Origin of the sequence: Streptomyces sp. NPDC050121 (genome assembly GCF_044460385.1) — a bacterium.
Classification (GTDB): domain Bacteria; phylum Actinomycetota; class Actinomycetes; order Streptomycetales; family Streptomycetaceae; genus Streptomyces; species Streptomyces soliscabiei.
The window spans coordinates 68348-94723 of sequence record NZ_JBITJV010000028.1; the positions used below are offsets into that span (position 1 = coordinate 68348).

The window sequence follows — 26376 nt, forward strand, 5'->3', positions numbered from 1 at the left end:
CGCGCCCTCAGCGGCAGCCGCATCCGGCGAGCGCCGTGGCCGCCCGGTCCAACGCCGCCTGGGCGGCCGCCGGATCGGTCGTGTCGGCGGTCAGGAGGGCGAACGCGAGGAGGCGGCCGTCCCGGTCGACGACCGTGCCGGCGAGGGTGTTCACGCCGGTCAGGGTGCCGGTCTTGGCGCGGACGACACCGGCCGCGCCGTCGCCGTAGCGGCTGGTGAGGGTGCCGGTGAAGCCGGCGACCGGGAGGCCGGTGAGGACCGGGCGCAGGTTGGGCCGGGCGGGGTCGCCCGCCTTGACCAGGAGGGCGGTCAGCAGGTTCGCAGTAAGCCGGTCCTCGCGGTTGAGGCCGCTGCCGTCCCTGAAGCGGGCGCCAGCCGTCGGCAGTCCGAGCTTCTTCAGCTGGGCCTGGACGGCCTTGCCGGCGCCGTCGAAGTCGGCGCGGACGCCGGTCGCGACGGCGGTCTGGCGGGCGAGGGCCTCGGCGATGTCGTTGTCGCTGTTGGTGAGCATCCGCTCCACCAGGGCGGACAGCGGCGGCGAGGAGACGGTGGCGAGGCTTTGCGCGCGCGTGGTGGCCTTGGAGGGGCCGGGGGCCGTGGTCCTGATGCCGGCGGCTTTCAGGAACTCCGCGAACCTGCGGGTCGCGTCGGCCGCCGGGTCGCTCACCCGGGTCGCCGGACCGCTGGTGGAGTCGTCGGTGCGGCCCTCGTCGGCGGAGAGGGCGGTGACGGGGGCGACGTTGGGGTTGACCCCGATGGGGTGAACTTGGGTTCCGGCGTACAGGGTCGTGTCGTACGAGAGCGTCACCTGGGTGAGGCCGCGCTTCTTCAGGGCGGCGGCGGTGGACACGGCGAGGGTGCGAAGGCTCGCCCAGCCCTCGGCGTCGGAGCGGGCCGTGAGGGTGGGGTCGCCGCCGCCGACGAGGACGAGCTCCTTGGTGTCGGGCTCGAGTGCCGCGCGCGTGGTGAGGCGGTGCTCGGCCCCCATCGCGGAGAGCGCGGCGACCGCGGTGGCGATCTTCGTGGTGGAGGCCGGGGTCAACGCCTGGTCGGCTCCGGTGCCGTACAGCTGCCTGCCGGTGGCCACGTCGACGACCGCGGCGGTGTGCCGGGCGCCGAGAGCCGGATCGTCCAGGAGGGGGGCCAGGACGTTCGCGAGGCCCGGACCGGTGGGGAGGGTCGCGGGGGCCGACTTCACGGTGCTGCCGACGGTGCGGCCGAGGCCGGTGAGGACGGAGGCGGCACTGGGGGCGGGCCGCGGCGCACCGGCCGCCGTGTCGGACGTACCGGACGAATCGTCCGGGCGGCCGTGATCTGCGCCACCCGTCCGTTCGAGGGCGGCTGCCCGGTCCCGCTCCGCCGTACGCTGACCGGTGGAGTCCCAGGGGCCTGCGGCGGTCACCACGCCGGCGGCCAGCGCCAGCCCGGCGGTCGCCGCACCCGCGGTGTACTGCCAGGACCTGGCGTTCGGTCCGGAGGTCATCGGCTTCGTGACGCGTGCGAGGTGCGGCTTCGCCGCCCGTGTGAGCCGTGCGACCTGCGGCTTGGCGGCGGCGCCCACGCGCGCGAGGCGGGGTCGTACGATCCCTGCGGCCTGCGCCAGACGCGGTCGTACGGCGTCCGCGACCCGCACCACATGCGGTCTCGCGGCCCGCCAAGGCCTCAGCTCTGGCACGATCACCAGCCCCTTTCGCGATCACACAGCTGCGTGAGGGACACTTAACCACCAGAACTATGTGCTGATCATGGAGGAGCCACCGGTGGAGTTCGACGTCACGATCGAGATCCCGAAGGGTTCGCGGAACAAGTACGAGGTGGACCACGAGACCGGTCGGATCCGCCTGGACCGTCGACTCTTCACCTCGACCGCCTATCCGACCGACTACGGCTTCGTCGAGAACACTCTCGGCGAGGACGGCGACCCGCTGGACGCGCTGGTCATCCTGGACGAGCCCACCTTCCCGGGCTGTCTGATCCGGTGCCGCGCGATCGGCATGTTCCGGATGACGGACGAGGCCGGCGGCGACGACAAGCTGCTGTGCGTCCCGGCGACCGACCCGCGCGTGGAGCACCTGCGGGACATCCACCACGTGTCGGAGTTCGACCGCCTGGAGATCCAGCACTTTTTCGAGGTCTACAAGGACCTGGAGCCCGGCAAGTCCGTGGAGGGCGCCGACTGGGTCGGCCGTACGGACGCCGAGGCGGAGATCGAGCGGTCCTACAAGCGGTTCAAGGACCAGGGCGGTCACTGAGGCTGCGGCCGCGTAGAGGTGCGTAGAGGGCTGCACGCGCACGCGTGCGGCCCTTTCGCGTGTCTGTGCGCATACTGAGGCCTACGGAAGGTGTCGTTCAGGGAGCGTTGCTGAGTGTCGGAGGCGGAGGACCGCAAACCGCAGTCGGACGAGGCGAGGAGTGCCTTCGACCCCGAGATCACGTCGGAGTTCGCGATCCCGGCGGGGCTGGCCGTCCCGAAGGCCGGGGTCGATTCGGAGAACACCTCGGAGTTCGCCGTTCCGCAGGGCCTGGATGTGGGGCAGCAGGCCGCCGGGGAGACCGAGGGGTCGGCGTTCAGTCTGCCGCGCACGTACAGCGCCCGGCAGGCCCCGGCCGCGTTCACGCCGGCGGCCGGCGTGCCGATGGTGAGTCTGACCAAGGACGTGCCCTGGCAGGACCGGATGCGCACGATGCTGCGGATGCCGGTGGCCGAACGGCCCGCGCCGGAGCCGGGCCCCAAGGCGGAGGAGGGCGGCCCGGCCGTCCCGCGCGTGCTCGACCTCACGCTGCGCATCGGCGAGTTGCTGCTGGCGGGCGGGGAGGGCGCCGAGGACGTGGAGGCCGCGATGTTCGCCGTCTGCCGCTCCTACGGGCTCGACCGCTGCGAGCCGAACGTCACCTTCACGCTGCTGTCGATCTCGTACCAGCCGTCCCTGGTGGAGGACCCGGTGACGGCGTCGCGGACCGTGCGCCGCCGGGGCACCGACTACACGCGCCTGGCGGCCGTCTTCCGGCTCGTGGACGACCTGAGCGATCCGGAGACCCACCTCTCCCTGGAGGAGGCCTACCGGCGGCTCGCGGAGATGCGCCGCAACCGGCACCCGTACCCGACCTGGGTGCTGACCTCGGCGAGCGGGCTGCTCGCGGGCGCGGCCTCGGTGCTGGTCGGCGGTGACGTGGTCGTGTTCGTCGCGGCCGCGCTCGGCGCGATGCTCGGCGACCGGCTGGCGTGGCTCTGCGCGGGACGCGGGCTGCCGGAGTTCTACCAGTTTCTGGTCGCCGCGATGCCGCCGGCCGCGATAGGCATCGCGCTGACGCTGGGTCGCGTCGATGTGAAGGCCTCCGCGGTCGTCACGGGTGGGCTGTTCGCGCTGCTGCCGGGACGGGCGCTGGTGGCGGGCGTCCAGGACGGTCTGACGGGCTTCTACATCACCGCCGCCGCCCGCCTGCTGGAGGTCACGTACTTCTTCGTGGGCATCGTCGTCGGGGTGCTGGTGATGCTCTACGTCGGCGTGCAGCTCGGCGCCCATCTCAACCCCGACGCGGCCCTGGGCATCGGCAAGCACCCGCTGTGGCAGATCGGGGCGTCCATGCTGCTGTCGCTGACGTTCGCGGTGCTGCTCCAGCAGGAACGATCCACCGTGCTGGCCGTGACGCTGAACGGCGGCGTGGCCTGGTCGGTGTACGGCGCGATGCACTACACCGGGGAGATCTCGCCGGTGGCCTCCACGGCCGTCGCGGCGGGGGTGGTGGGACTGTTCGGGCAGCTGCTCTCGCGGTACCGGTTCGCGTCCGCCCTGCCGTACACGACCGCCGCGATCGGGCCCCTGCTGCCGGGGTCGGCGACGTATTTCGGGCTGTTGGCAATCGCGCAGAACAAGGTGGACGCGGGGCTGGTGTCGCTCACCAAGGCCGCGGCGCTCGCCATGGCCATCGCCATCGGCGTGAACCTGGGGTCCGAGGTGTCGCGGCTGTTCCTGCGGATCGGCTCCGCGGAGAAGCGGCGGGCCGCCAAGAGGACGCGGGGGTTCTGAGGACGCCCCGCGGCCCTCAGGGGCGCTCGCTTCCAGTAGCCCTGGCTAGTAGCCCTGGTTCTGGTTGTCGTACGGGTACTGGGGCTGCTGGGGCTGCTGCTGCCAGTCCTGGGGGTACTGCTGCTGTTGCGGGTACTGCTGCTGTTGCGGGTACTGCTGCTGGCCGCCGTAGTAGTCGTTCGGGTGGCCCTGGTTCGGGTGGCCCTGGTTCTGATGGCCGGGGTTCTGGTGGCCCTGGTTCTGGCGGCTCTGGTCCTGGTAGCCCTGGTTCTGGTCGTAGGTGTGGTTGCCGTACGGGGCGGGCTCTTCGATGCGGCGGAGCTGGGTCGTCGCGTCGTCCATGACCGGGGGCCGCTGCTGGGCGGGGGCGGCCTGCGGGGGGTTCTTCTTGGCCTGGGAACGCGCGCGCAGGAACTCGATGATGATCGGGATCACGGAGACGAGGACGATCAGGATGAGGATCGCCTCGATGTTCGCCTTGACGAAGTCGATCTTGCCGAGCCAGGAGCCGAGCAGCGTCACGCCCGCGCCCCACAGCACGCCGCCGATGACGTTGAAGATCAGGAACGACCGGTACTTCATGCCGCTGACGCCGGCGATGATCGGCGTGAACGTGCGCACGATGGGCACGAAGCGGGCCAGGACCAGGGACTTCGGGCCGTACTTCTCGAAGAACTCGTGCGCCTTGGTGACGTTCTCCTGCTTGAAGAGGCGGGAGTCCGGACGGTTGAAGAGCGAGGGGCCGACCTTCTTGCCGAACATGTAACCCGCCTGGTCGCCCAGGATCGCGGCGACGCAGATGAGGGCGATCGCACCCCACAGCGGGAAGTCCAGCTGGTGCGAGGTGATCAGCAGGCCGGCGGTGAACAGCAGCGAGTCGCCCGGCAGGAAGAACCCGATCAGCAGACCCGACTCCGCGAAGACGATGAGCAGCAGGCCCCAGATGCTGTAGGTGTCGAGCAGATAGTTGGGGTCCAGCCAGCTCGGCCCGAGGGCAAGAGTCGTCACGGTTCCGGGCTCCTACGGGTGGGGGATGTACGGCGTCCTTGGTACGGCCGCACAAAGCTATCAACGCAACGTGCCCGCCCCAGGTTCCACGGGTGCCCCCAGGATGCGCTGTGCCCCGACCGGGACCAGGCTGTGAGCCATGGGCATCGAGGATTACGGCGGCGGGCAGGGCCCCGAGCCGGACGTACTGGTCGTCACCACGAACGACGTACCCGGGTTCCGGGTTCAGCGGGTCATCGGTGAGGTCTTCGGGCTGACCGTGCGCTCACGGCACCTGGGCAGCCAGATCGGCGCGGGCCTGAAGTCGATGATCGGCGGCGAGCTCAAGGGGTTGACCAAGACCCTCGTGGAGACCCGCAACCAGGCCATGGAACGCCTCGTCGCGCAGGCACGCGCGCGTGGCGCCAACGGCGTGCTCATGTTCCGCTTCGACGTGACGGAGGCGGCGGACGTGGGCACCGAGGTGTGCGCGTACGGGACGGCGGTGGTCCTGGTCCAGGAGTAGGGAGTAGGGAGTAGGCCCGGACCAGGACCACAGAGGCGTCGCCTTACGACGTCCGGTTACGACGTCCGTCGCGCCGCGTTCGCCGTGATCGCCTCCTTGAGGTGCTCGGCGAGGCCCGGGTGCATGGAGTCGTAGAACGCCTTGAAGCGTTCGTCGGAGACGTACATCTCCCCCAGGCACAGGTGCGTCGTGTGCGGGCAGTCGTAGAACCATGTGCTGATGTGCCGGCGGTGTTCCTCGGCCATGTCCATCGCCGGCTCACCGGTGGGCGGTTCGCCCGCGGCCACCAGGTCGGCGTAACGCTCGCTCCAGTCGTCGACCTCGGCCTGCAGGCGCTTCCAGTCGTCCTTGCTGTAGCCGGCGGCGCGGCGCTGGGACTCGGCGTAGGCCTCGGTGCCGCCCCAGCGCTGCTCCGCCTCCTCGGCGTACTGCTCGGGGTCCTTGTCGCCGAAGACCTCGAACTTCTCTTCGGGAGTGAGGTTGATGCCCATCTTGCGTGCCTCCATGGCGTGTTCCACGGCCGCGGCCATCTTCTGCAGCTTCTCGATCCGGGCGGTCAGCAGTTCGTGCTGGCGGCGCAGGTGCGCGCGCGGGTCGGTCGCCGGGTCGTCGAGCAGGGCCGCGACCTCCTCGAGCGGGAAGCCGAGCTCGCGGTAGAACAGGATCTGCTGCAGCCGGTCGAGGTCGGCGTCCTCGTAGCGCCGGTGACCCGCGTGGCTGCGCTCACCGGGGACGAGCAGGCCGATGTCGTCGTAGTGGTGCAGGGTGCGCACCGTGACCCCGGCGAATCCGGCGACCTGTCCTACGGAGTAGCTCACTTCACCCGCTCCCTTCTGGGTACGCGCTCCACGATGTGTCCTCACGTCACGTGAGGTGCAAGCCCCGCCCCCGAGTGGCACTTTTCAAGATGTTCGTCCCGTTGGGCCCGCTTATCGTGAGCCCGTGGCCCAGGACACCGCGCGGCAGACGCCTTTCGCTCCGGCGACTCCGGCACGCGTCCTGCTGCCGTTGATCCTGCCCGCTCTCGTCGTCGGTGTGCTGGCGAGCCTGCTGTTACTGCTGGTGAGCGGGGCGGCGGAGCAGCTCCAGCACGTGCTGTGGCGGAATCTGCCGGACGCGCTGGGCGTGGGCCGGTACTCGGTGCTGTGGATGCTCGTCATGCTCACCGCGACCGGCGTGCTGGTGGGGCTGGTGGTGTGGAAGGCGCCGGGGCATGCCGGGCCGGATCCGGCCACGATGGGGCTGGAGGCGCGCGTGCTCCCGCCGGCCGTGCTGCCCGGGCTGCTGGTGGCGACCGTGCTGATGCTGGCGGGCGGGCCCAGCCTGGGCCCCGAGAACCCGGTCATCACCGTGAACGTCGGGCTCGCCTTCTGGCTGGGCGGCAGGCTCCTGCCCCGGCTGCCGGGCGCGCTGTGGCCCGCGCTGGCCGAGGCGGCGACGATCGGCGCGCTGTTCGGGACACCCGTCGCGGCGGCGCTGCTGATCTCCGAGGCGCTGGCGGGGCGGCAGACCCGGGGGGGCGCTGTGGGACAACGTCTTCGCGCCGCTGGTCGCCGCCGCGGCCGGCTCGATGACGACCACCCTGGTGGCCCATCCGACCTTCGACCTGCATCTGCCCGCGTTCGGGCGGCCCGGGTGGGGCGACCTGACGGCGTCACTCGTGATCGCGTCGGCGGGCGCGGCACTCGGCATGTGCGCCGTGCGCGCCTTCCCGTATGTGCACGGCGCGTTCGGGCGGCTGGGGCACCCGATGCTGGCGCTGCCGGCCGGCGGACTCGTCCTGGGCCTGCTGGGGGCCCTGGGCGGCCATCTGACGCTCTTCAAGGGGCTGGACGAGATCGGGGAGCTCGCGGCCGATCCCGAGGGCTGGTCGGCCGGACAGTTCGCGACGATGACGGTGGTGAAGCTGACGGCGATGCTCGTCGCCGCGTCCTGCGGCTTCCGGGGCGGGCGGATCTTCCCGTCCGTGTTCGTGGGCGTCGCCCTCGGCCTCGCCGCGCATGCCCTCGTGCCCGGGGTGCATCCGGCGGTGGGCGTGGCGACCGGCGTGCTGGGGGTGCTCCTGGCCGTCACCCGGCAGGGGTGGGTAAGCCTGTTCACGGCCGCCGTGCTGGTCGCCTCGCCCGCGATCATCGCCCTGCTGTGCATCGCCTCGCTGCCGGCCTGGCTGCTGGTGACGGGGCGGCCGCAGATGCAGTTGCGCGACGACGGAACGGCGGTGCGGTGACTGCGTGAACCGATCAGACCCCTCGATCCGATGAAGCGGTAGAACCGCACCCGGCGGTCGCCGCTCCGTAGTTGGGAGAAGAAGCCATGCCCCTCCACGAAGGTCCCCAGAAGCCCGACGAGCGTCCCCTGTCCGTGAACCCCTTCTACGGCGAGGCGAATCCGGTCGGCGGCATGACCGAGGCGCCGCCCAAGCATCGGCTGCCGGACACGCCGATGCCTCCGTCGACGGCGTATCAGATGGTGCACGACGAGCTGATGCTGGACGGCAACGCACGGCTCAACCTGGCCACGTTCGTCACCACGTGGATGGAGCCGCAGGCCGGGGTGCTGATGGCGGAGTGCCGGGACAAGAACATGATCGACAAGGACGAGTATCCGCGCACCGCCGAACTGGAGCGGCGGTGCGTGGCGATGCTCGCCGACCTGTGGAACGCGCCCGACCCGTCGGCGGCCGTGGGATGTTCGACGACGGGGTCGAGCGAGGCGTGCATGCTTGCCGGGATGGCGATGAAGCGGCGGTGGGCGCAGCGCAACGCCGATCGCTATCCCGCGCGCGATGTCCGACCGAACCTCGTGATGGGGGTCAACGTCCAGGTCTGCTGGGACAAGTTCTGCAACTTCTGGGAGGTGGAGGCCCGCCTGGTCCCCATGGAGGGCGACCGGTTCCATCTCGACCCGCAGGCCGCGGCCGAGCTGTGCGACGAGAACACCATCGGGGTCGTCGGCATCCTCGGCTCCACCTTCGACGGGTCCTACGAGCCGATCGCCGAGCTGTGCGCGGCCCTGGACGCCCTCCAGGCGCGGACCGGGCTCGACATCCCGGTGCATGTGGACGGCGCGTCCGGCGCGATGATCGCCCCTTTCCTCGACGAGGACCTGGTGTGGGACTTCCGTCTCCCGCGTGTGGCGTCCATCAACACCTCGGGGCACAAGTACGGGCTGGTGTACCCGGGGGTGGGCTGGGCGCTGTGGCGCGACAAGGAGGCCCTGCCGGAGGAGCTGGTGTTCCGCGTGAACTATCTGGGCGGTGACATGCCGACCTTCGCGCTGAACTTCTCCCGGCCGGGCGCGCAGGTCGTCGCGCAGTACTACACGCTGCTGCGGCTGGGCCGCGAGGGCTTCCGGGCGGTGCAGCGGTCCGCTCGGGAGGTGGCCCGGGGCATCGCCGACCGGGTGGAGGCGCTCGGCGACTTCCGCCTCCTCACCCGGGGCGACCAGCTGCCGGTGTTCGCCTTCACGACGGCGCCGGGCGTGGAGTCGTACGACGTCTTCGACGTCTCCCGGCGGCTGCGCGAGAGGGGTTGGCTGGTGCCCGCGTACACCTTCCCGCCGAACCGGGAGGACCTGTCCGTCCTACGGGTCGTGTGCAGGAACGGCTTCTCGGAGGACCTCGCCGAGCTGTTCGTGGAGGACCTGACCCGGCTGCTGCCCGAGCTGCGGCGGCAGTCGGGGCCGTCCACCCGGGACAAGGGGGTGGCGACCGGGTTCCATCACTAGGCGGGTCGACCCGCGGGGCTGTCCCGGTGGCGGCCACCACCGGCCCCGGCCACCACCGGCCCCGGCCACCACCGGTCCCGGGCGGCAGCGGTCCGGGCGGCAGCGGTCCCGGGCGGCAGCGGTTCGTGCAGGTGTCAGCGGGAGTCCCCCGGATGCGGGTCCTTCGTCGCGTACGGGTTCTCCTGGCCCTCCGCCAGCACGCCGACGAACGGCTCGCCCTCCCCGGCGAAGGTGTACGCCCCCTCCTCGATCCGGGCGATGAGGCCGCGGGTCCACTCGGCGTCCGTGTCGGCCGTGTGGACCCAGAGGTTCATGATCTCGCCGATGTGGCCCAGCTGTTCCGGGCCGTCCTCGGGGACATAGTGCTCGGTGACGGCGGAGCGCCACTCCTCGATGCGGCGGATGCGCTCCTTCAGGAGCGACACGGCCTCCGCGCGCGGGAGGTCGACCACGGCGCCGATCGCCGCCGTCTTCATGTCCATCTTCTGGTCGTACGAGGTCAGCGCCTCGCGCACCAGCCTGAGGTACTCCTCGGTGCCGGCCTCGGTGATCTCGTACTCGGTGCGCGGCGGGCCGCCCGCGGTGGACGGGGCCGTCTCGTGCTCGCGCAGCAGTCCCTGCTTCGCCATCTGCTTCAGGGCGTGGTAGATCGAGCCCGGCTTGGCGTTGGACCACTCATGGGCGCCCCAGTACTCCAGGTCGCCGCGCACCTGGTAGCCGTGGGCCCGCCCGTGCTGACGCACGGCGCCCAGCACGAGAAGACGGATCGCTGACATGTGCCCAGGTTAGGGCGTGGTCGGCGGGCGCCCCAATGCGCGGGTGCCCGCCCCGGTCGCGTTCAGAAGGGGAAGCCGCTGCGGCCGTGCTGGACGGAGATCCACTTCGTGGTGGTGAAGGCCTCCACGGTCGTCTCGCCGTTGAGACGGCCGACGCCGGAGTTCTTCTCGCCGCCGAAGGGGACGATCGGCTCGTCGTGGACGGTGGAGTCGTTGACGTGGAACATGCCGGTGACGATCTGCCGGGCGAAGGCGACGCCCCGCTCGACGTCGGCGGTGTGGACCGCGCCGCTCAGGCCGTACGGGGTGTCGTTGACCAGGCGTACGGCCTCGTCCTCGCCGTCGAAGGTGTTGAGGAAGACGACCGGGCCGAAGACCTCCTGCCGGAGCAGCGGGGAGTCGGTGGGGAGGCCCGCCAGCACGGAGGGCTCGACGACGTTTTCGGTGGTCGTGCCGTGCAGGAGCGCGTTCGCGCCCGCGGCGATCGCCTGCGTCACGACAGACGAGACCGCCTCCGCCTGCGAGCTGTTGATCAGCGGGCCGATGGTGGTCTGCGGGTCGCGGGGGTCGCCGGCCTTGAGGGTCTTCGCCTTGGCGACGAACTTCTCCGTGAACTCGTCGGCGACGGAGCGGTCGACCAGGATGCGGTTGGCCGCCATGCAGACCTGACCCTGGTGGACGAAACGGCTGAAGACTGCCGCGTCGACCGCGTAGTCGAGGTCGGCGTCGTCGAGGACGACGAACGCGCTGTTGCCGCCGAGCTCGATGACGGACCGCTTGAAGTGCGAGGCGGCGACGGTGGCGACGTGCCGGCCGACCGTGTCGGAGCCGGTGAAGGAGATGACCCGCGGGATCGGGTGCTCCAGGAAGGCGTCGCCGATCTCGGCGATGTCGGTCACGACGACGTTCAGCAGGCCCGGAGGCAGACCCGCTTCCTCGAAGAGCTTGGCGATGACGGTGCCGCCGGCGACCGGGGTGTTCTGGTGCGGCTTGAGCACCACGCCGTTGCCGAGGGCCAGCGCGGGGGCGACGGACTTCAGCGACAGCAGGAACGGGACGTTGAAGGGGCTGATCACCCCGACCACGCCGACCGGCTCGCGGTAGACGCGGTTCTCCTTGCCGTCGATCGGCGAGGGCAGGATGCGGCCCTGGGGGCGCAGCGTCAGCTGGATCGACTCGCGCAGGAACTCCTTGGCCAGGTGGAGTTCGAAGGCGGCCTTGCCCAGCGTGCCGCCGGCCTCGTCGACGAGGATCGCGCTGATCTCCGGCTCGCGCTCCTCCACCAGACGCAGCACGTTCTCGAAGACCGTGCGGCGGGCGTAGGGGCTGGTCGCGGCCCACTGCTTCTGGGCGCGGGCGGCGGCACGGTAGGCCTCGTCGACCTCGTCGACGGTGGCGATGGTGATCGAGGCGAGCTTCTCGCCGTTGTAGGGGTTCACGGTGATGATGTCCCAGGACCCCGTCCCCGGACGCCACTTACCGTCGATGCACTGCTGGGCCAGGTCGGTGAAGTAGGACGACATGTGAACCCTCAATCCCCTGCTGCGATCGGCTGTGATCGCTCGGCATCACGTACTGATCACACGTCATCGTACGGGTGTTTCAGGGGAGTTGGGGGAGAAGGCCGTCCAGTGAGGGGGAAGCCCGTTACGACAGCTGGATCAGTCCGCGCAGCAGGTCCCGGCTCTCGTCAGGTCCGGGGCTGTCCTGCTGGAGCTCCTTCAGCGCCTGTTCGTACTGGGCGACGTCCTCGCGCTTGTCCAGGTAGAGCGCGCTGGTGAGCTGCTCCAGATAGACGACGTCCTGCAGGTCGGACTCGGGGAAGCTCAGGATCGTGAACGCGCCGGACTCACCGGAGTGCCCGCCGAAGCTGAACGGCATCACCTGAAGCTTCACGTTGGGGCGTTCGGAGAAGTCGATCAGATGCTGGAGCTGCCCGCGCATCACCTCGCGGTCGCCGTACGGGCGGCGCAGGGCGGCCTCGTCGAGAACGATGTGGAAGTCGGGGGCGTTCTCGGCGACGAGGTGCTTCTGCCGCTCAAGGCGCAGCGCCACCCGCCGGTCGATGTCGGCCGCGTTCGCGCCCTTCATGCCCCGGCTGACGACCGCGTGGGCGTACGCCTCGGTCTGCAGCAGGCCGTGCACGAACTGCACCTCGTACGCCCGGATCAGCGCTGCCGCGCCCTCCAGACCGACGTAGGTGGGGAACCAGTTGGGCAGGACGTCCGAGTAACTGTGCCACCAGCCCGCCACGTTGGCCTCGCGGGCGAGTCCGACGAGGGCCTGGCGCTCGGTGTCGTCCGTGATGCCGTACAGCGTCAGCAGGTCCTCCACGTCCCGGGTCTTGAAGCTCACCCGGCCCAGTTCCATGCGGCTGATCTTCGACTCCGACGCCCTGATCGAGTATCCGGCCGCCTCGCGCGTGATGCCCCGCGTCTCACGCAGCCGCCGTAGTTGCGAGCCGAGCAGCATCCGCCGCACCACCGATCCGGGCTCTCCCGCGCTCACGTTCGCCAGCCTCCCCAACCCGTCCTAAGGGCCGCAGTCTGCCACTAAAACACTTCGAGCAGTACTCGTCTGATTACAGAGATGGAAAGAAGCCAAAGGATACGCACAGAGCGATGCGAGGGAAGAGTGAGGGGAAAGCAAGAGAAGTGCCTCTGATGAGCGAGAAGTTGGCGGAAAAAATGGCCAAGAAGCGGTACGGGCGGGTCCATTTCGGTCACGTGCACGTGCATCTGCCCTTGCATCCGCAGTGCGCATCAGAAACCATGGTCTCGCGCCACCGCTGCATCGCAACGACCGCGAATCCGGGGAGTGCCTCGCATGGGGACGAATGGATCGACCATGCTCGAGCCGTTACGGCAGGGCCTTCCGCCGCTTGATCCCGCGGCCGTGTCCAACGCCGCCTCGTGCGCCCTGCCCGCCCGCTTCGAAGCGGTGCGCGAAGCCCGCCAGTTCACCAAGAGGACCCTCGGCCAGTGGGACGTGGGCGACCGTTTCGACGACGTCTGTCTCGTCGTCTCGGAGTTGGTGACCAACGCGCTCAGACACGGACTGTCCCCGGACGACGGCCCCTGCATGACGGATCTGCATCCGCCCGTGCGGCTGCACCTGATGCGATGGACCGAGCGGCTCGTGTGCGCGGTGCGCGATCCCAGCCAGGACAGCCCCCTGCCCCGCGAGGGCGAGGACTTCTCGGCGGAGTCGGGCCGCGGCCTGTTCCTCGTCGACTCGTTCGCCGACAGCTGGGGCTGGCACCCGCTCTCCGGCAGCCTGGGCGGCAAGGTCGTCTGGGCGCTGTTCCGGCTGCACACTCCCGCCGAATGACGAACCGCGGCGCACCCTGGCGCCGCGGTTCTACGCGCGTTGTGCACTGTTTTCCAGCGGGATTTCCGATGTGGGCGGTGCGGTGATCGTGACGGCGACGACGCACGGGGCGGCCGGGGACGTCAGCTCGCGATCAGGTGGTCGAACTCGCCGTCCTTGATGCCGAGCAGCATCGCCTCGATCTCGGCCCGCGTGTAGACGAGCGCGGGGCCGTCCGGAAAACGCGAGTTGCGTACGGCCACGTCGCCGCCCGGCAGACGCGCGAACTCCACGCAGGAACCCTGCGAGTTGCTGTGCCGGCTCTTCTGCCAGGCAACGCCGTACAGCTGTGTGGCCGTCATGCCGTTGTACACGTCGTACCCCCCGTCAACGTCGTGGTCCACAGGTCGCTCCCTGGTGGTGCGCTGGCTCGTGTGGCCCGTGTGGCCATTGGTGCCGTGGTCAACTGTCCCGGATCATAACCCCGTTCACGTGCAGTCGCATGAGCAGATGCACGTGCACGCGCGGTGCTTGTGCGGTTACAGCTTTGACGCCCGCTTTACCCAACTCGTTCGATTCGCCGGACATCGTGAAGCCCCCGTGAAAGTCGTCCGGATCGAACCACTCGTGTCCTAGGAACAGACGCGCGCCACGGCCATCGTGTTCCGTCGGCACGGCAACGGGATCGCCGACGCAGGGTCGGCGCACGCCGTCGGAACCCGCCCGAGGGACACCGTTCCGGCGGACGCCGGGCATCCGCTCGACGGCGTACCCCGAACCTCCGGATGTGAGGCCGTGCCGTCCCGCGCCGGGCCGGCCGCCGAGCGCCGGCCCGTCCTCCGGCCGCGCCCCGTCCCCCCGCCACCTCCAAAAAAACCCGGGCACGTGTCCCTCCGGCCCCTGCCCGCACAGCCCCACTCCCCCGGGCCGGACGGCAACGCCCCCTGGCCAGGACGCCCGACGACGACACGCGTCACCCCCGCGTACGACGGTGAGGTCGGCCGCGGGAGTGGGGGTGGGACGGCTCGGTGCATGAGGACGAGGTCGGCTGGTCGCCGAGGAGGTGGCGGAGGCAGCCGACCAGGCCGAGTAGACGGTGGAGGTGACTTTCCTCATATGAATGAGGAGGGCGGTCTACAGCCCGGATGGCGGCGGGCGTACGGCTGAAGACGCGGGTGGGTGAGGGCCGGGTGGACGGGGTGGGCGCGTATCGGACACCGGACGGCGCGCGGGGCGGGGGCTGGAGCGGGCTACGCCCGGGGCGGGCGTCGGCATCGGGTCGCGAGGCGGCGCGAGAGGGGTTGTGAACTGCTGGCGACTGAGTGCGCACGGGCGTGTTCTGGCGCGCATGAATGAGTCTTGCCGCCGCGGCAGCTCTGGTGGCCCTGGAGGGGAACAGGAGTTTCCTGGTCGAATGGGTGACCTTTGCCGGTGGTGGTCGTTGGGTGCGGTGAGGGTTTCTCGGGCTGACGCGGGGAGGGGTGGAAGGGATGGGCGGGTTGCGGGAGATGGCTGCGTCGTTCGTCGCCCTGGGGCCGTCCGGTGTGGCGGTGCGCGACCGGCTCAAGGGCCTGACGGCCGGGGATGAGGAGGTGCTGCGTGTGGTCGGTGACCATCTGGGCACGCTCGCCTCGCGGGACCTGAGGGCCCGCTGCGCGGCCGGGCTGGAGCACGACGGCGAGCGGTGGGCCGAGCGCAAGCGCGCCCTGGTCACAGGCCGCAGGTCGCAGGACGCCCTCAGGGTTCTGCTGAGGCTTGCTGGTAGCTTGCTGCGGTCCATACCGGTACCGGTGGTCCTCGTGGTTCTTGTGGTTCTTGTGGTTCTTGTGGTCCCTGCGGCCGCTTCCAGTCGGCGACCGGAAGCGGCCGGGCCACCGGGTCGACCGGGCCGGCCGGCTACAGCTTGGGAGCTTGCAGTGACTTCGGCGATCTTCTCGCGGGGCGCGTCCCGCCGGCCGGTGCGGGCCGCGGCCGTGGCCGTCACGCTGGCGGGCGCGCTCGCGCTGACCGCGTGCAGCAGCGACGGCGGCTCCGACAACGCCTCTTCGGCCACGCCGACGACGGCGACCGGGGACGGCGGCGGCACGGGCGGCGCCACGGCCTCCGCCTCCGTCTCCGCTTCCGGCAAGCTGGAGGGCAGTTGGCTCGCCACGACGGACGGCAAGCCCGTCGCCCTGATCATCACCGGGAAGCAGGCCGCCCTCTTCGTGACCGGCGGGACCGTGTGCAGCGGAACCGCCGGTGAGGAGGCGGGCATGCAGATGATCCACCTCAAGTGCACCACCGGGAAGGACGACCGCACGACCGGCATGGTCGACGCCGTCGACGCGAACTCCCTGAAGGTCACCTGGTCGGGCGCGGCCGGCAAGGAGACGTTCACCAAGGCGGAGGGCGGCCAGTGGCCGTCGGGGCTGCCGACGGCGGGCATCGGACAACCCCAGTAGCGAAGCGGTCACAAGGACGGGGGCGCGCGCGGAATCCCCGCGCGCGTGCGTGATGATCCTTCGAGCACCGTCACGAAACCCGAGGGACCACTCATGCGCGCCGTTCCCATCACCGTCACCGCTCTCACCGCGGCCCTGCTCCTCACCGCCTGCGGAGGCGGGGACGACAGCGGCTCCGGCAGCGACGCGAAGAGCAAGGCGTCCGGCTCCGCCTCCTCCGCCTCCTCCGGCGGCGCCGCCGGATCCGCCTGCGCCGCCGACAAGCTCGGCCAGGAGGTCGGCCCCGTCAACGCCGCGCCCGCCGCAGGTGACACCGGCAACGTCACCGTCACGTTCACCAACAAGGGTGAACAGTGCACCCTGACCGGCTTCCCCGCGGTCGACCTCCAGGCCGACGGCGCCTCCGCGACCGTGGCCAAGGACGCGGCCGCCGAGGCGCAGCCGCTGACCCTCCCGGCGCAGGGCACCGCCTCCTTCACGATCACCTATGTGCGCGGCGAGGGCGGCGGCGACAAGAGCCTCGCCGTCAAGACCGTGAAGTACGGCCTGCCGGGCTCCTCGGCCACCCAGACCTTCCCGTGGTCGTACGGCGATGTCGCACTGAAGAGCAAGGGCGTGCCGGACGCGACCGTCAGTGCCTTCCAGCAGGCCGGCGACTGACTCGTCGACCGCTGACCCGCGCGGGGGCTTCAGGGCAGCCGGGGCCGGGACTGCACTCGGGCCCGGTCCGCCGCCTGCGCGCCCTCGGTCCAGCCCGCCTCGTCGGTGACGCCGCGCAGGCGGGTGGAGACCGTCTCCGGGAACATCCGGTCCGTCGCCGCGGTCACCGCGACCTCGCGAGAGGCGAGGACCGGCAGCAGGTCGTCCGCCACCTGCGTCTCGGCGGCGGCGGTGACCTCGCCGAGACGGGCGCCGATGCGGTGGGCGTAGGCGGCGAGGAAGGACTGCCTGAACGTCTTGGTCCGCTTGCGGCCGCCCGCCCGCTGGGCGGCCTCCGCCTTCGCCATCGCGGACTGCGCCTGCACCAACAGCGAGGTGTAGAGCAGCTCCACCACCTCCAGATCGGCCTCGAAGCCGACGACCGTGGAGAAGGCGAAGGGTTCGTTCCATACCGCCCGGCAGTGGTTGGCGTCGGCGACCGCGTCCAGCAGCACCGCCTTGGCCTGCTCGTACGGCGGCTCGACGCCGATCCGGCAGGCGCCGGGCGCGTCCGGGGCGGGCGCCTGGGCGTCGAGCAGCGCCTCGTCGACACTGTGCCGGGCCATCAGCTCCTGCGCCTTCGCCGTGAGCGCCTCCGCCTCCTCCGGAAAGCCTGTCGCCTCGGCCTTGGCGAGCAGCGCGCGGATACGGGTGAGCATGCGGGCGTGGTCGTCGCGGCCGGACCGCCCGCGGTGGCCACGGTTGGTCTGGGGAGCTCGGCGGGCCTCCCGCTCCTGGAGGGGTTCGAGGGCCGGCAGGCGCAGCAGCAGGCGGTAGAGCTCCAGGACCGCGGTGGCGTGCGAGAAACGGTCGGTCTGCGGCGGGCCGCCTGCGGGCAGGTCCGCCAGCTGGGCCGCCCAGCGTCCACCGCGCGGGCGGTCGTCCCGCGCGTGGGCACGTATCAGCTCCGCCGCAAGGATGACGTGGACGCCGTCCAGGTCGCGCCGCACGATCCGCACGACGTCCGCGGGCTGCCAGCCCCGCCGCCAGAGCGCCGCGACGAACTCCGCTCCCCGCCGGACGAGTTCGGCGTCCGCCGTGGGGTCGGCGGCGAGGAGCGACGCGCCCGTGTCGAGGGCGGCGTCGGCGGTGGCGTAGAGGGCTGCCTGGAAGGCGCGGTCGACGGTGCCGGGCGGGTTGTCGCCGGTACCGGTATTGGTGCTGCTCACCGGTCGATCGTGCCACGGGGGCGCGGCACGTCCCGCGCGCGGGAGTGGGTGAGTAGGCGAGTACGCGAGTAGGTGGGTACGCGAGCAAGTGGGTGACAACCTTGGGTTGACAGCCCTGGACTGTCAACCTAAGGTTGACACATGACGAATCCGCAACCCGTCACCACCTCATCCGTCCGTCTGGACGACCTCATCGACGCCATCAAGAAGGTCCACCCCGAGCCGCTCGACCAGCTCCAGGACGCGGTCATCGCCGCCGACCACCTGGGCGACGTGGCGGACCACCTCATCGGGCACTTCGTCGACCAGGCCCGCCGTTCGGGCGCCTCCTGGACCGACATCGGCCGCAGCATGGGGGTCACCCGGCAGGCCGCGCAGAAGCGCTTCGTGCCGAAGGAGTCCGCGGACCTCGACGCGAGCCAGGGCTTCGCCCGCTACACCCCGCGCGCGCGGAACGTGGTCATGGCCGCCCACAACGAGGCCAAAGCCGCAGGCAACACGGAGGGACTGCCCGCGCACCTGGTCCTCGGGCTGCTCGCCGAGCCGGAGGGCCTCGCGGCGAAGGCCATCGCCGACCAGGGCGTCACCCTGGACGCGGTCCGCGAGGCCGCGGTCGCCGCGCTCCCCCCGGCCGCCGCGGAGGTGCCCGAGCTGATCCCGTACGGCCCCGACGCCAAGAAGACCCTGGAACTCACCTTCCGTGAGGCGCTCCGCCTCGGCCACAACTACATCGGCACCGAGCACATCCTGCTGGCGCTGCTGGAGTTCGAGAACGGCGAGGGCGTCCTCAGCGGTCTCGGCGTCGACAAGCCCGGCACCGAGCGGTACGTCGCGAAGGTCCTGGCCCTGATCACCTCGAAGCAGCAGGAGGAGGGGCGGCGGGACGGCGGCTGAGGGCCGTTGTCAGACCCCCCTGCCACACTCGCAGCATGGCCGACCGGTGGGCACTCGCTCCGGCCGAGGACGGTGGCGTGGAACTCGCCCCCCTCGGTCCCGACGGGCTGCCCGCCGGTCCGGTGCTGCGGGAGGCGGACCTGGCGCGGGCCGTGCGCGAGCGGCCCGACGTCACCCGCTGGGTCTGGCGTTCCACGGCCGAGGTGTATCCGCGTCTGCTCGCCACGGGGGTGCGAGTAGAGCGGTGCTACGACGTCGAGGACGCCGAGACCCTCCTCCTGGGCCACGAGGGGCACTCCGGCGAGCCCCGCTCGGCGGCCGCCGCGCTGGCCCGGCTGCGCGGCGGCCCCGTACCGCCGGATCCGCCGCAGCGCTCCGCCGCGCCCGGTGCGCAGTCCTCGCTGTTCGAGGCGCAGGACACCGCCGTCCGGCTGCCCCTCGACGACCTCCTCGCCGTCTACGCCGAGCAGCAGCGGCGGCATGAGCGGGCCGAACACCCGGCGCGGATGCGGCTGCTGACGGCGGCCGAGTCGGCGGGGATGCTGGTGGCCGCCGAGATGAACCGGGCGGGACTGCCGTGGAGCGCGGAGGTGCACCGCGCGGTCCTACAGGATCTGCTCGGCGAGCGGTATGCCGGCGGGGGCGAGCCCCGGCGGCTGGCCGAGCTGGCGGACGAGGTGTCGGCCGCCTTCGGGCGGCGCGTGCGGCCCGACCTGCCCGCCGACGTCGTCAAGGCCTTCGGGCAGGCCGGGATCCGGGTCAGGTCGACGCGGCGCTGGGAGATCGAGTCCCTCGACCACCCGGCCGTGAAGCCGCTGATCGAGTACAAGAAGCTGTACCGCATCTGGGTGGCCCACGGCTGGTCCTGGCTGCAGGACTGGGTGCGGGACGGGCGGTTCAGGCCGGAGTTCCTGGCCCACGGCACGGTCACCGGGCGCTGGGTGACCAACGGCGGGGGCGCCCTGCAGATCCCCAAGGTCATCCGGCGGGCCGTGGTCGCCGACCCGGGCTGGCGGCTGGTCGTGGCCGACGCCGACCAGATGGAGCCGCGGGTGCTGGCGGCGATCTCCCGCGACCCCGGGCTGATGGAGGTCGCGGGCCGGGAGACCGACCTCTACCAGTCCGTCTCCGACCGCGCCTTCTCCGGCGACCGCGCCCAGGCCAAGCTCGCCGTCCTCGGCGCGGTCTACGGCCAGACCTCCGGGGACGGTCTGAAGAACCTCGCCGCGCTGCGCCGCCGTTTCCCGCGCGCGGTGGCGTATGTCGACGAGGCGGCCAAGGCCGGCGAGGAGGGCCGGCTCGTGCGCACCTGGCTGGGGCGGACCTGCCCACCGGCAGCCGGGGCGGGCGACGACGGGGCGGAGGAGGCGGGCATCCCCGTCGACTCCGGTGGCCCTGCCGGAGAGGAGGAGCTCTCCGGCGACCGGCACTGGGTTCCGGGGTACGCCTCGACCAACGCACGCGCGCGTGGCCGCTTCGCCCGCAACTTCGTCGTGCAGGGCAGCGCCGCCGACTGGGCGCTGCTGCTGCTCGCCGCACTGCGCCAGGCCTGCGCGGGGATGGCGGCGGAACTGGTCTTCTTCCAGCACGACGAGGTGATCGTGCACTGTCCCGAGGAGGAGGCGCAGAAGGTCGTCGCCGCGATCAGGGAGGCGTCCGACCTGGCCGGACGGCTGACGTTCGGGGAGACACCGGTGCGGTTTCCCTTCACTGCGGCGGTGGTGGAGTGCTATGCCGACGCGAAGTGATCAACCGTCACCGGCAAGCAGCTCCCTGAGCTCTCGTACGACGGCCTGCTCGTCCGTCCCGGCCAGCGCGGCGAGGGCCGCTCGCCACTCCTCGTACGCCTGCTCAATACGACCCTGGTCCCGCAGCAGAAGACCGTGCTGGTGCCGGGCGAGGCCGCCGGTGTAGCGGTCGCCGCGGGCGTCGGCGCGGCGCAGCAGTTCGGCGCACTCCGCCAGCGCCTGTTCGGTGCGGCCCAACGGGCGCAGGGCGCGGACGAGCCCCAGCCGGGTCTGGGACTCGCCGTGCCAGTCGCCGAGACCGCCGAGGATGCACAGGCTCTCCTCGAAGTGCGGCCACGCGGCGGCGGGTTCACCGAGGGTGAGGTGGGCGTAGCCGATGTTGCAGTGCGCCGAGTGCTGCACGATGACGGCGCCGATCGCGTCCCCGATCGCGAGGGAACGCCGGTGCTGCTCGATGGCGGCCCTCGGGTCGGTGTGCTCGTACAGATTGCCGAGGTGACTGTGGGTGACGGCCTCGCCGTGCTGGTCGTTCAACTGCCGCGAGTAGGTGAGGCTCTGGCGCAGTGCCGCGCCGGACTCCTCGTACCGTCCGAGGCCCTCCAGCAGCAGACCCCGGTTGTTGAGGCAGCGCCGGACCCAGGAGAGCCGGTCGAGCCGCCGCCAGATCGCGAGGGCCCGGTCGTTGAGGGCGAGCGCGTCCCGCTGACGGCCGGTCAGGAAGTGCAGGCCGGCGAGGTCGCCCAGGGCGTAGGCCTCGGCGGCCTCGTCCCCGAGCCACCGCGCTACCCGCAGCGCGATCAGCCCGAGCACCTCCATCTCGGCGACCCGGCCCCGACGATGGAGGTAGGGGAAGAGGAGACGAAGGAGGGTGGAGACGAGGGCTGCTCCAGCGCGTTCTGCGAAACGGGCCGCGTCGGGAGGCGGTGGGGGGTGGGTCGCGTCGGGAGGCGGTGGGGCTTGGGTTCTGGCGGTGGTCTTGGTTGTGTTTGATGCGCTCTTCACCAGCGCGACGATGTTCTGCAACTCCGTGTCGCACCACGCGAAGGCCTCTTCGGGGCCGGCGAAGGGGGGTACGGCTGTGACGTGCGCCGCGTGGGCGGGCAGCTGTGCGGCGGTCGGGAGGCGGCGGTCGTCCTGGTCGGGGCCGCCTTCGACGATGGCGGCGAGGGCGCGTTCGGCCACGGCGGCGTACCAGTGCAGAGCCGTCGGCATCGCGTCCACGGCGTCGGCGCCTCCGTCCAGCTCGCCCGCTTCGGACTCCGCGAGTTCGCGCGCGAAGTCCCGTACCAGGTCGTGCGGTGTGTAGCGGCCGTAGGCCTGTTCCTCCAGGAGCGCCACGTCGACGAGACGGTTCAGGGCTGCCTCGGCGCGGGCTTCGTCGGCGCCGGTGAGGCGGGCGAGCAGGGGGACGCCGTAGGCGGGGAGGTCGAGGGCGCCGATACGGCGGAGGGTGCGGGCCGCGTCGCGGTCGACCGCGCGTCCGGAGGCGGCGAGGGCGTCGTGGGCGACGGCGAGGGAACGGCGGACGCTGAGATCGTCGTACTCCAGGTGGGACAACCTGCTCTCCGCCGCCGCCAGTTGGCCGGCCAGCGCGTCCGGGGTGAGGGCACTGCGCGCGGCGAGACGGGCGGCGACGACGCGCAGGGCGAGCGGAAGGCGGCCGGTGAGATCGACGAGGGGGTGGTCGGCGTCGAGGTCGGCACGTCCCTCGCCCGGGCCGGAGGCCGCCCGCAGCAGAGCCGCGCTGTCCTCGGCCGACAGCGGCGCGAGCGGGAAACGGCGGGCGCCGTCGAGGACGGTCAGCGGCGAGCGACTGGTCACGATCACCGCGCAGCCGGGGCCGGCCGGCAACAGCGGGCGGATCTGGGCGGCGGTCGCGGCGTCGTCCAGGACGAGCAGCGTGCGCGTCGGGGCGAGCAGGGTGCGCAGCAACGCGGCGGCCGCGTCCGGGTGCTCGGGGATGCGTCGGGGCTCGGTGCCGAGGTCGCGCAGCAGGGCAGCGAGCGCCTGACCTGCGGTGAGGGGGGTCATGCCAGGCGTGGCGCCGTGCAGGTGGAGGTAGAGCTGACCGCTGGAGAAACGTTCCCTCAGGGTATGGGCGAGGTGCAGGGCGAGGGCGCTCTTGCCGACGCCGGCCATACCGCTGAGGACGACGACGGTCGGGGTGGCGCCGCCACCGGGGGTGGTCGCGAGGGATCGGTGCAGTAGGCGCAGGGTTTCGTCGCGACCGGTGAAGTAGGCGGGGGGCGGCGGGAGTTGGGCCGGTCCGGCGTGCGGGGCAGCCGGGGCGGACCCGGGGGGCGAGGCGGTGGACGGGGCGGAGAGCGAGGCGGAGATCGAGGCGGCGGCCGGGGTCACGGGCGGGGTCGGGGGACGGTCGTCGACCGTCGGAGCCAGCACCTCCGCATGCGCCTCACGGACCGCCGGGCCCGGTTCTACGCCGAGCTCCTCGACGAGGCGGGTGCGCAGGTCGCGGTGGACGGCGAGGGCCTCGGCCTGGCGGCCGGTGCGGTGCAGGGCGAGCATCAGCTGACGGTGGTACGCCTCGCGCAGCGGATGCTCGGCGGCCAAGGCCGTCAGCTCCGGGACGATGCGTTCGAACCGTACGCCGCCCAGGGCCAGTTCGGCGTCGTAGCGCCACTCCAGCAGGAGCAGCCGGGCCTCCCGCAGGCGTCGCACGAAGGCGTATCCGCCCAGGTCGGCCGGGAGGCCGCTGAGCGGGTCGCCCCGCCACAGCGCGAGCGCCGCCGTGCACTCCCGCACGACCCGTTCCCAGTTCCGGGCGGCGTGCGCGCCGCGCGCCGCGGCGACGTGCCGCTCGAAGACGTGGACGTCGAGCTCGCCCTGCTCGACCCTGAGCTGGTAGCCGGGCGGCACGGCCCGCAGCCGCTCCGGGTCGTCGAGCAGCCGGCGCAGCCGGGTCACGTGGTTGTGCAGCGAGGCCTGCGCGGACGCGGGCGGCGTGCCGCCCCACAGCACCTCCTTGAGCGACTCGACGGGGACGATCCGGCCCGCGTCGAGGAGGAGGGCGGCGAGCAGGGCACGCACTTTGGGGCTGCGGACGGTGTCGTACGGGAGATCGGCCGCGGTCGGGAAGTCAGGCGTGCCAGGGACATCCGTCCCGGTCCGGAAGTCAGGCGTGCCAGGGACATCCGTCCCGGTCCGGAAGTCAGGCGTGCCAGGGACGTCAGGCGTGCCCGGGGCGTGAGCTGTGCCCGGAGCGACAGCCGCGCTCGGGACGTCAGGCGCGGTTCGGACGTCAGGCGTGCCCGGGGCGTCAGGCGTGCCCGGAGCGACAGCCGCGGTCGGGACGTCCGTCGCGGTCGGGACGCCGGGTGTGTTCATGTACAGGACCGGTGGGCCCAGCAGTCCGAACCGCAGCCCGTACCGCCGCATCACGCCGCCCGTCGCCCTTCCGCGCCCGGCCCGTGCCGGGTCGCTCGCAATCCATGGCGGGTACCCCGTCGGTCTGGCGGAATTCCGCCCCCGGCCGCCGGAATTCCGCCACCCTGTCCCTGACGGTCCCCCGGGAATTTGCTGTAGGTACGGCTGACTCCCGTGTTCGTCCGACGACTTCAGGCCAAGTGACCAGCGACGACGCGGAGAACCGTTGGCCACATGTTAGCGATTCGTTGGCGCGATCTGATGTGATCACAACATCGGAACCGGTTCGACGGCGCGCGCGTGTCGACGCGCAACTCGGGGGAGTGTCGCCGCCGCGGCCGGGTCCGGAGGTGTGCGGGGCTGCGGTCGTCGGAGGTGAACGACCGGGCCCCGCACTCCGTGTTGCCGTGATGGTGGGTCAGATGATCGGCGGTCGGCCGAGTCGGGTCAGCTGCCACACCGTCCGCCACTTCATGGGCCGCCGCCCGCCCGCGGGTTTGCGCACGCCCTCCGCGAACCCGGCGAACCAGGCCTTCAGGCCGCCGGCGGAACGCGTGCGCAGCAGGGTGACGGCGATCCACACGCCCAGGTGGACGGGGATGAGGGGCAGCGGAAGGTTCCGCCGGACGAGCCAGACCCGGTTGCGGGCGGTGACCCGGTGGTAGATGGCGTGCCGGGCGGGCGAGGTCTTGGGGTGCTGGAGCAGCAGCTCGGGCGCGTAGAGGATCTTCCAGCCGGCGTCGACGGCCCGCCAGGCCAGGTCGGTCTCCTCGTGCGCGAAGAAGAACTCGGCGGGCCAGTCGCCGGTCTCGGCGAGCATGGCCATGCTCAGGGCGTGGCCGCCGCCGAGGAAGCCGGTGACGTATCCGCCGCGCATCGGATCGGCGTCGCCGGCGCGCGGCACGTGCCGGCGCTGGGTCTCGCCGTGCTCGTCGGCGATGCGGAAGCCGACGATGCCGAGGCCGGGGTCGGCGGCGTACAGGGCGCGGACGCGGCGCAGGACGTCGGCGTCGACGAGCAGCCCGTCGTCGTCCAGTTCCACGACGACGTCCACGTCCCCGAATTCGCGGAGCCGGGCGAGAGCGACGTTGCGGCCGCCGGGGCAGCCGAGGTTCTCGTCGAGGTCGATCGTGGTGACCTCGGCGGGCAGGGAGAGGCGGTGCGTGAACTCGGGGAGGCGGCAGCCGTTGCCCACGATCACGATGCGCGCGGGGGCCAGGTCCTGCTTGGCCACCGACTCCAGCAGGGCGTCGACCTCGGCGGGCCGGTTCCCCATGGTGACCACGGCGACGGCGATCCTCGGCTCCACCACGTCCCTCATTCCATCCGGACCTCGACAGCGACCGCGACCCGTACGGGTGCGGCCTCGTCGTTCTCCTAGATGTTGCCTCAGGTGGGGACGTTGCTCCGGCGCCTCCGTATTTTGCTCGCCCTTTCTGCCGTTCCCGCCGTGCCGATCTTCTTGGCGAGGGGGGCGGGGAGGGGCGCTCGCGGTTCCACCGTAGTCTCGGACCGCGCCTTCCACCGGACTTCCACCGCGCCTTCCACCGGCCCTTCCCCTGGAGGAAACCCGTGCCCTTCCGCTGTGCCGTGCTCGACGACTTCCAGAACGTCGCGACGGCCTTCGCCGACTGGTCTGTCCCAGGTGAGGAGCTGGAGGTGGTGTCCTTCACCGGGCACTTCGGCGACGAGGACGAACTCACCTCGGCGCTCGCCGCCTTCGACTGTGTGGTCACCCTGCGGGAACGGGTCGCCTTCCCGGCGTCGGTGTTCGACCGGCTCCCCCGGCTGCGGCTGCTGATCGCCTCCGGCATGCGGAACTCGGTGATCGACTACGCGGCGGCGCGGGCGAACGGGGTGACGGTGTGCGGCACGGAGAGCTCGTCGACGCCGCCGGTGGAGCTGACGTGGGCGCTGTTGCTGGGCCTCGCGCGGGGTCTCGTCCAGGAGAACACCGCGCTGCGGGAGGACGGCCCTTGGCAGTCCACCGTGGGTGCGGACCTGCACGGCCGCCGTCTCGGCCTGCTGGGCCTGGGGAAGATCGGGAGTTCGGTGGCCCGGGTGGGACTGGCCTTCGGCATGGAGGTGAGCGCGTGGAGCCAGAACCTGACGGAGGGGCGGGCGGGGGAGGTCGGCGTACGGCTCGCCGCCTCGAAGGAGGAACTACTGGCGGAGAGCGACTTCGTGTCGATCCATCTGGCGCTGAGCGACCGCACCCGTGGCCTGCTCGGCCCGGCCGAACTGGCCCTTCTGAAGCGGACGGCGTATCTCGTGAACACCTCGCGGGCGGCGATCGTCGACCAGGAGGCGCTGCTGGCGTCGCTGCGGGACGGCCGTATCGCGGGCGCGGGCGTGGACGTCTTCGACGTCGAACCCCTCCCCGCCGACCACCCGATGCGGAGCGCTCCGCGGCTGCTGGCGACCCCGCACCTGGGGTACGTCTCCCGCGCGAACTACGAGCGGTACTACGGGCAGGCGGTGGAGGGGGTACGGGCGTATCTGGCGGGAACGCCGGTGCGCGAACTGGGGTGAGTGGGCCGAGCGCCCGCCCCTACCTTCACCGCAGCCCTCCCCAGGCCCGCCGCCCGCCGCCCTCGCCCGCCCCTCAGCCCTCGCCCACAACCCACAACCCACCGCAAGTCGTCCGTCGCACGTCGCCCGTCGAAGGGCTTCCTCGTGCGCCGTC

Annotated in this window: 20 protein-coding genes and 1 pseudogene; 11 read left to right on the plus strand and 10 right to left on the minus strand. The window is 71.7% G+C overall.

Annotated features, from left to right (window positions below; all coding sequences use genetic code 11):
* Nucleotides 1-7 precede the first annotated feature (7 nt).
* Nucleotides 8-1681, minus strand: a complete 1674-nt coding sequence (dacB, locus tag ACIBTS_RS33800; protein ID WP_399324499.1) for a D-alanyl-D-alanine carboxypeptidase/D-alanyl-D-alanine-endopeptidase — start codon at nt 1679-1681, stop codon at nt 8-10.
* Between the two features lie 79 nt (nt 1682-1760).
* On the opposite strand from dacB, the gene ACIBTS_RS33805 reads away from it, so the two are divergent.
* Together ACIBTS_RS33805 and ACIBTS_RS33810 are read left to right on the plus strand one after the other, a co-directional pair.
* A complete protein-coding gene (locus tag ACIBTS_RS33805) occupies nt 1761-2252 on the plus strand; it encodes an inorganic diphosphatase (protein WP_055637912.1) in 492 nt (163 codons plus the stop codon).
* Nucleotides 2253-2366: 114 nt separating this feature from the next.
* Nucleotides 2367-4028 (plus strand): threonine/serine exporter ThrE family protein, encoded by a 1662-nt coding sequence (locus tag ACIBTS_RS33810; protein WP_399324501.1) that lies wholly within the window; start codon nt 2367-2369, stop codon nt 4026-4028.
* Nucleotides 4029-4073: 45 nt separating this feature from the next.
* On the opposite strand, the gene ACIBTS_RS33815 is transcribed toward ACIBTS_RS33810, so the two are convergent.
* Nucleotides 4074-5036 (minus strand): VTT domain-containing protein, encoded by a 963-nt coding sequence (locus tag ACIBTS_RS33815; protein ID WP_399324502.1) that lies wholly within the window; start codon nt 5034-5036, stop codon nt 4074-4076.
* 139 nt (nt 5037-5175) lie between these two features.
* On the opposite strand from ACIBTS_RS33815, the gene ACIBTS_RS33820 reads away from it, so the two are divergent.
* Entirely contained in the window at nt 5176-5541 is a 366-nt protein-coding gene (locus tag ACIBTS_RS33820) for a YbjQ family protein (protein WP_079660709.1), read from the plus strand.
* 56 nt (nt 5542-5597) lie between these two features.
* Here the strand turns inward: ACIBTS_RS33820 and ACIBTS_RS33825 are convergent, their stop codons facing one another.
* Nucleotides 5598-6359, minus strand: coding sequence for a MerR family transcriptional regulator (locus ACIBTS_RS33825; RefSeq protein WP_399324504.1), 762 nt, complete (start codon nt 6357-6359; stop codon nt 5598-5600).
* A gap of 124 nt (nt 6360-6483) precedes the next feature.
* Here ACIBTS_RS33825 and ACIBTS_RS33830 point away from each other — a divergent pair.
* Nucleotides 6484-7768, plus strand: a pseudogene (locus ACIBTS_RS33830) (ion channel protein).
* A gap of 86 nt (nt 7769-7854) precedes the next feature.
* Entirely contained in the window at nt 7855-9267 is a 1413-nt protein-coding gene (locus ACIBTS_RS33835; RefSeq protein WP_399324507.1) for a glutamate decarboxylase, read from the plus strand.
* Nucleotides 9268-9401: 134 nt separating this feature from the next.
* Here the strand turns inward: ACIBTS_RS33835 and ACIBTS_RS33840 are convergent, their stop codons facing one another.
* From ACIBTS_RS33840 to ACIBTS_RS33850, 3 genes are all read right to left on the minus strand, one after another.
* Nucleotides 9402-10043 (minus strand): PadR family transcriptional regulator, encoded by a 642-nt coding sequence (locus tag ACIBTS_RS33840; RefSeq protein ID WP_319347424.1) that lies wholly within the window; start codon nt 10041-10043, stop codon nt 9402-9404.
* Between the two features lie 62 nt (nt 10044-10105).
* Nucleotides 10106-11566 carry an aldehyde dehydrogenase family protein gene (locus ACIBTS_RS33845; RefSeq protein WP_399324509.1) on the minus strand — a complete coding sequence of 487 codons (1461 nt, stop codon included), beginning with the start codon at nt 11564-11566 and terminating at the stop codon, nt 10106-10108.
* A 124-nt stretch (nt 11567-11690) separates the two neighbouring features.
* Nucleotides 11691-12515 carry a helix-turn-helix transcriptional regulator gene (locus tag ACIBTS_RS33850; RefSeq protein ID WP_319676468.1) on the minus strand — a complete coding sequence of 275 codons (825 nt, stop codon included), beginning with the start codon at nt 12513-12515 and terminating at the stop codon, nt 11691-11693.
* A gap of 375 nt (nt 12516-12890) precedes the next feature.
* On the opposite strand from ACIBTS_RS33850, the gene ACIBTS_RS33855 reads away from it, so the two are divergent.
* Nucleotides 12891-13373, plus strand: a complete 483-nt coding sequence (locus tag ACIBTS_RS33855) for an ATP-binding protein (protein ID WP_399324511.1) — start codon at nt 12891-12893, stop codon at nt 13371-13373.
* Nucleotides 13374-13495: 122 nt separating this feature from the next.
* On the opposite strand, the gene ACIBTS_RS33860 is transcribed toward ACIBTS_RS33855, so the two are convergent.
* Nucleotides 13496-13756 carry a DUF397 domain-containing protein gene (locus tag ACIBTS_RS33860; RefSeq protein ID WP_389341490.1) on the minus strand — a complete coding sequence of 87 codons (261 nt, stop codon included), beginning with the start codon at nt 13754-13756 and terminating at the stop codon, nt 13496-13498.
* Nucleotides 13757-14860: 1104 nt separating this feature from the next.
* Between ACIBTS_RS33860 and ACIBTS_RS33865 the strand changes: the two genes are divergently transcribed.
* Entirely contained in the window at nt 14861-15796 is a 936-nt protein-coding gene (locus ACIBTS_RS33865; RefSeq protein WP_399324512.1) for a hypothetical protein, read from the plus strand.
* Between the two features lie 93 nt (nt 15797-15889).
* Complete coding sequence (locus tag ACIBTS_RS33870) at nt 15890-16456, plus strand: DUF4232 domain-containing protein (protein WP_399324514.1); 567 nt, start codon at nt 15890-15892, stop codon at nt 16454-16456.
* Nucleotides 16457-16485: 29 nt separating this feature from the next.
* Here ACIBTS_RS33870 and ACIBTS_RS33875 read toward each other — a convergent pair whose 3' ends face one another.
* The gene (locus ACIBTS_RS33875; protein ID WP_399324515.1) at nt 16486-17664 is read right to left on the minus strand and encodes a DUF2786 domain-containing protein; all 1179 of its coding nucleotides are present in this window, start codon (nt 17662-17664) and stop codon (nt 16486-16488) included.
* A gap of 141 nt (nt 17665-17805) precedes the next feature.
* Here ACIBTS_RS33875 and ACIBTS_RS33880 point away from each other — a divergent pair, with 141 nt between their 5' ends.
* The gene (locus ACIBTS_RS33880) at nt 17806-18558 is read left to right on the plus strand and encodes a Clp protease N-terminal domain-containing protein (protein ID WP_399324517.1); all 753 of its coding nucleotides are present in this window, start codon (nt 17806-17808) and stop codon (nt 18556-18558) included.
* A 35-nt stretch (nt 18559-18593) separates the two neighbouring features.
* Nucleotides 18594-20306, plus strand: coding sequence for a bifunctional 3'-5' exonuclease/DNA polymerase (locus ACIBTS_RS33885; protein WP_399324519.1), 1713 nt, complete (start codon nt 18594-18596; stop codon nt 20304-20306).
* On the opposite strand, the gene ACIBTS_RS33890 is transcribed toward ACIBTS_RS33885, so the two are convergent.
* Nucleotides 20307-23702, minus strand: coding sequence for a BTAD domain-containing putative transcriptional regulator (locus ACIBTS_RS33890; protein ID WP_399324587.1), 3396 nt, complete (start codon nt 23700-23702; stop codon nt 20307-20309).
* 406 nt (nt 23703-24108) lie between these two features.
* A complete protein-coding gene (locus tag ACIBTS_RS33895) occupies nt 24109-25011 on the minus strand; it encodes a glycosyltransferase family 2 protein (RefSeq protein WP_399324521.1) in 903 nt (300 codons plus the stop codon).
* Between the two features lie 251 nt (nt 25012-25262).
* Between ACIBTS_RS33895 and ACIBTS_RS33900 the strand changes: the two genes are divergently transcribed.
* Nucleotides 25263-26222, plus strand: coding sequence for a D-2-hydroxyacid dehydrogenase family protein (locus ACIBTS_RS33900; RefSeq protein ID WP_399324523.1), 960 nt, complete (start codon nt 25263-25265; stop codon nt 26220-26222).
* Nucleotides 26223-26376 lie beyond the last annotated feature (154 nt).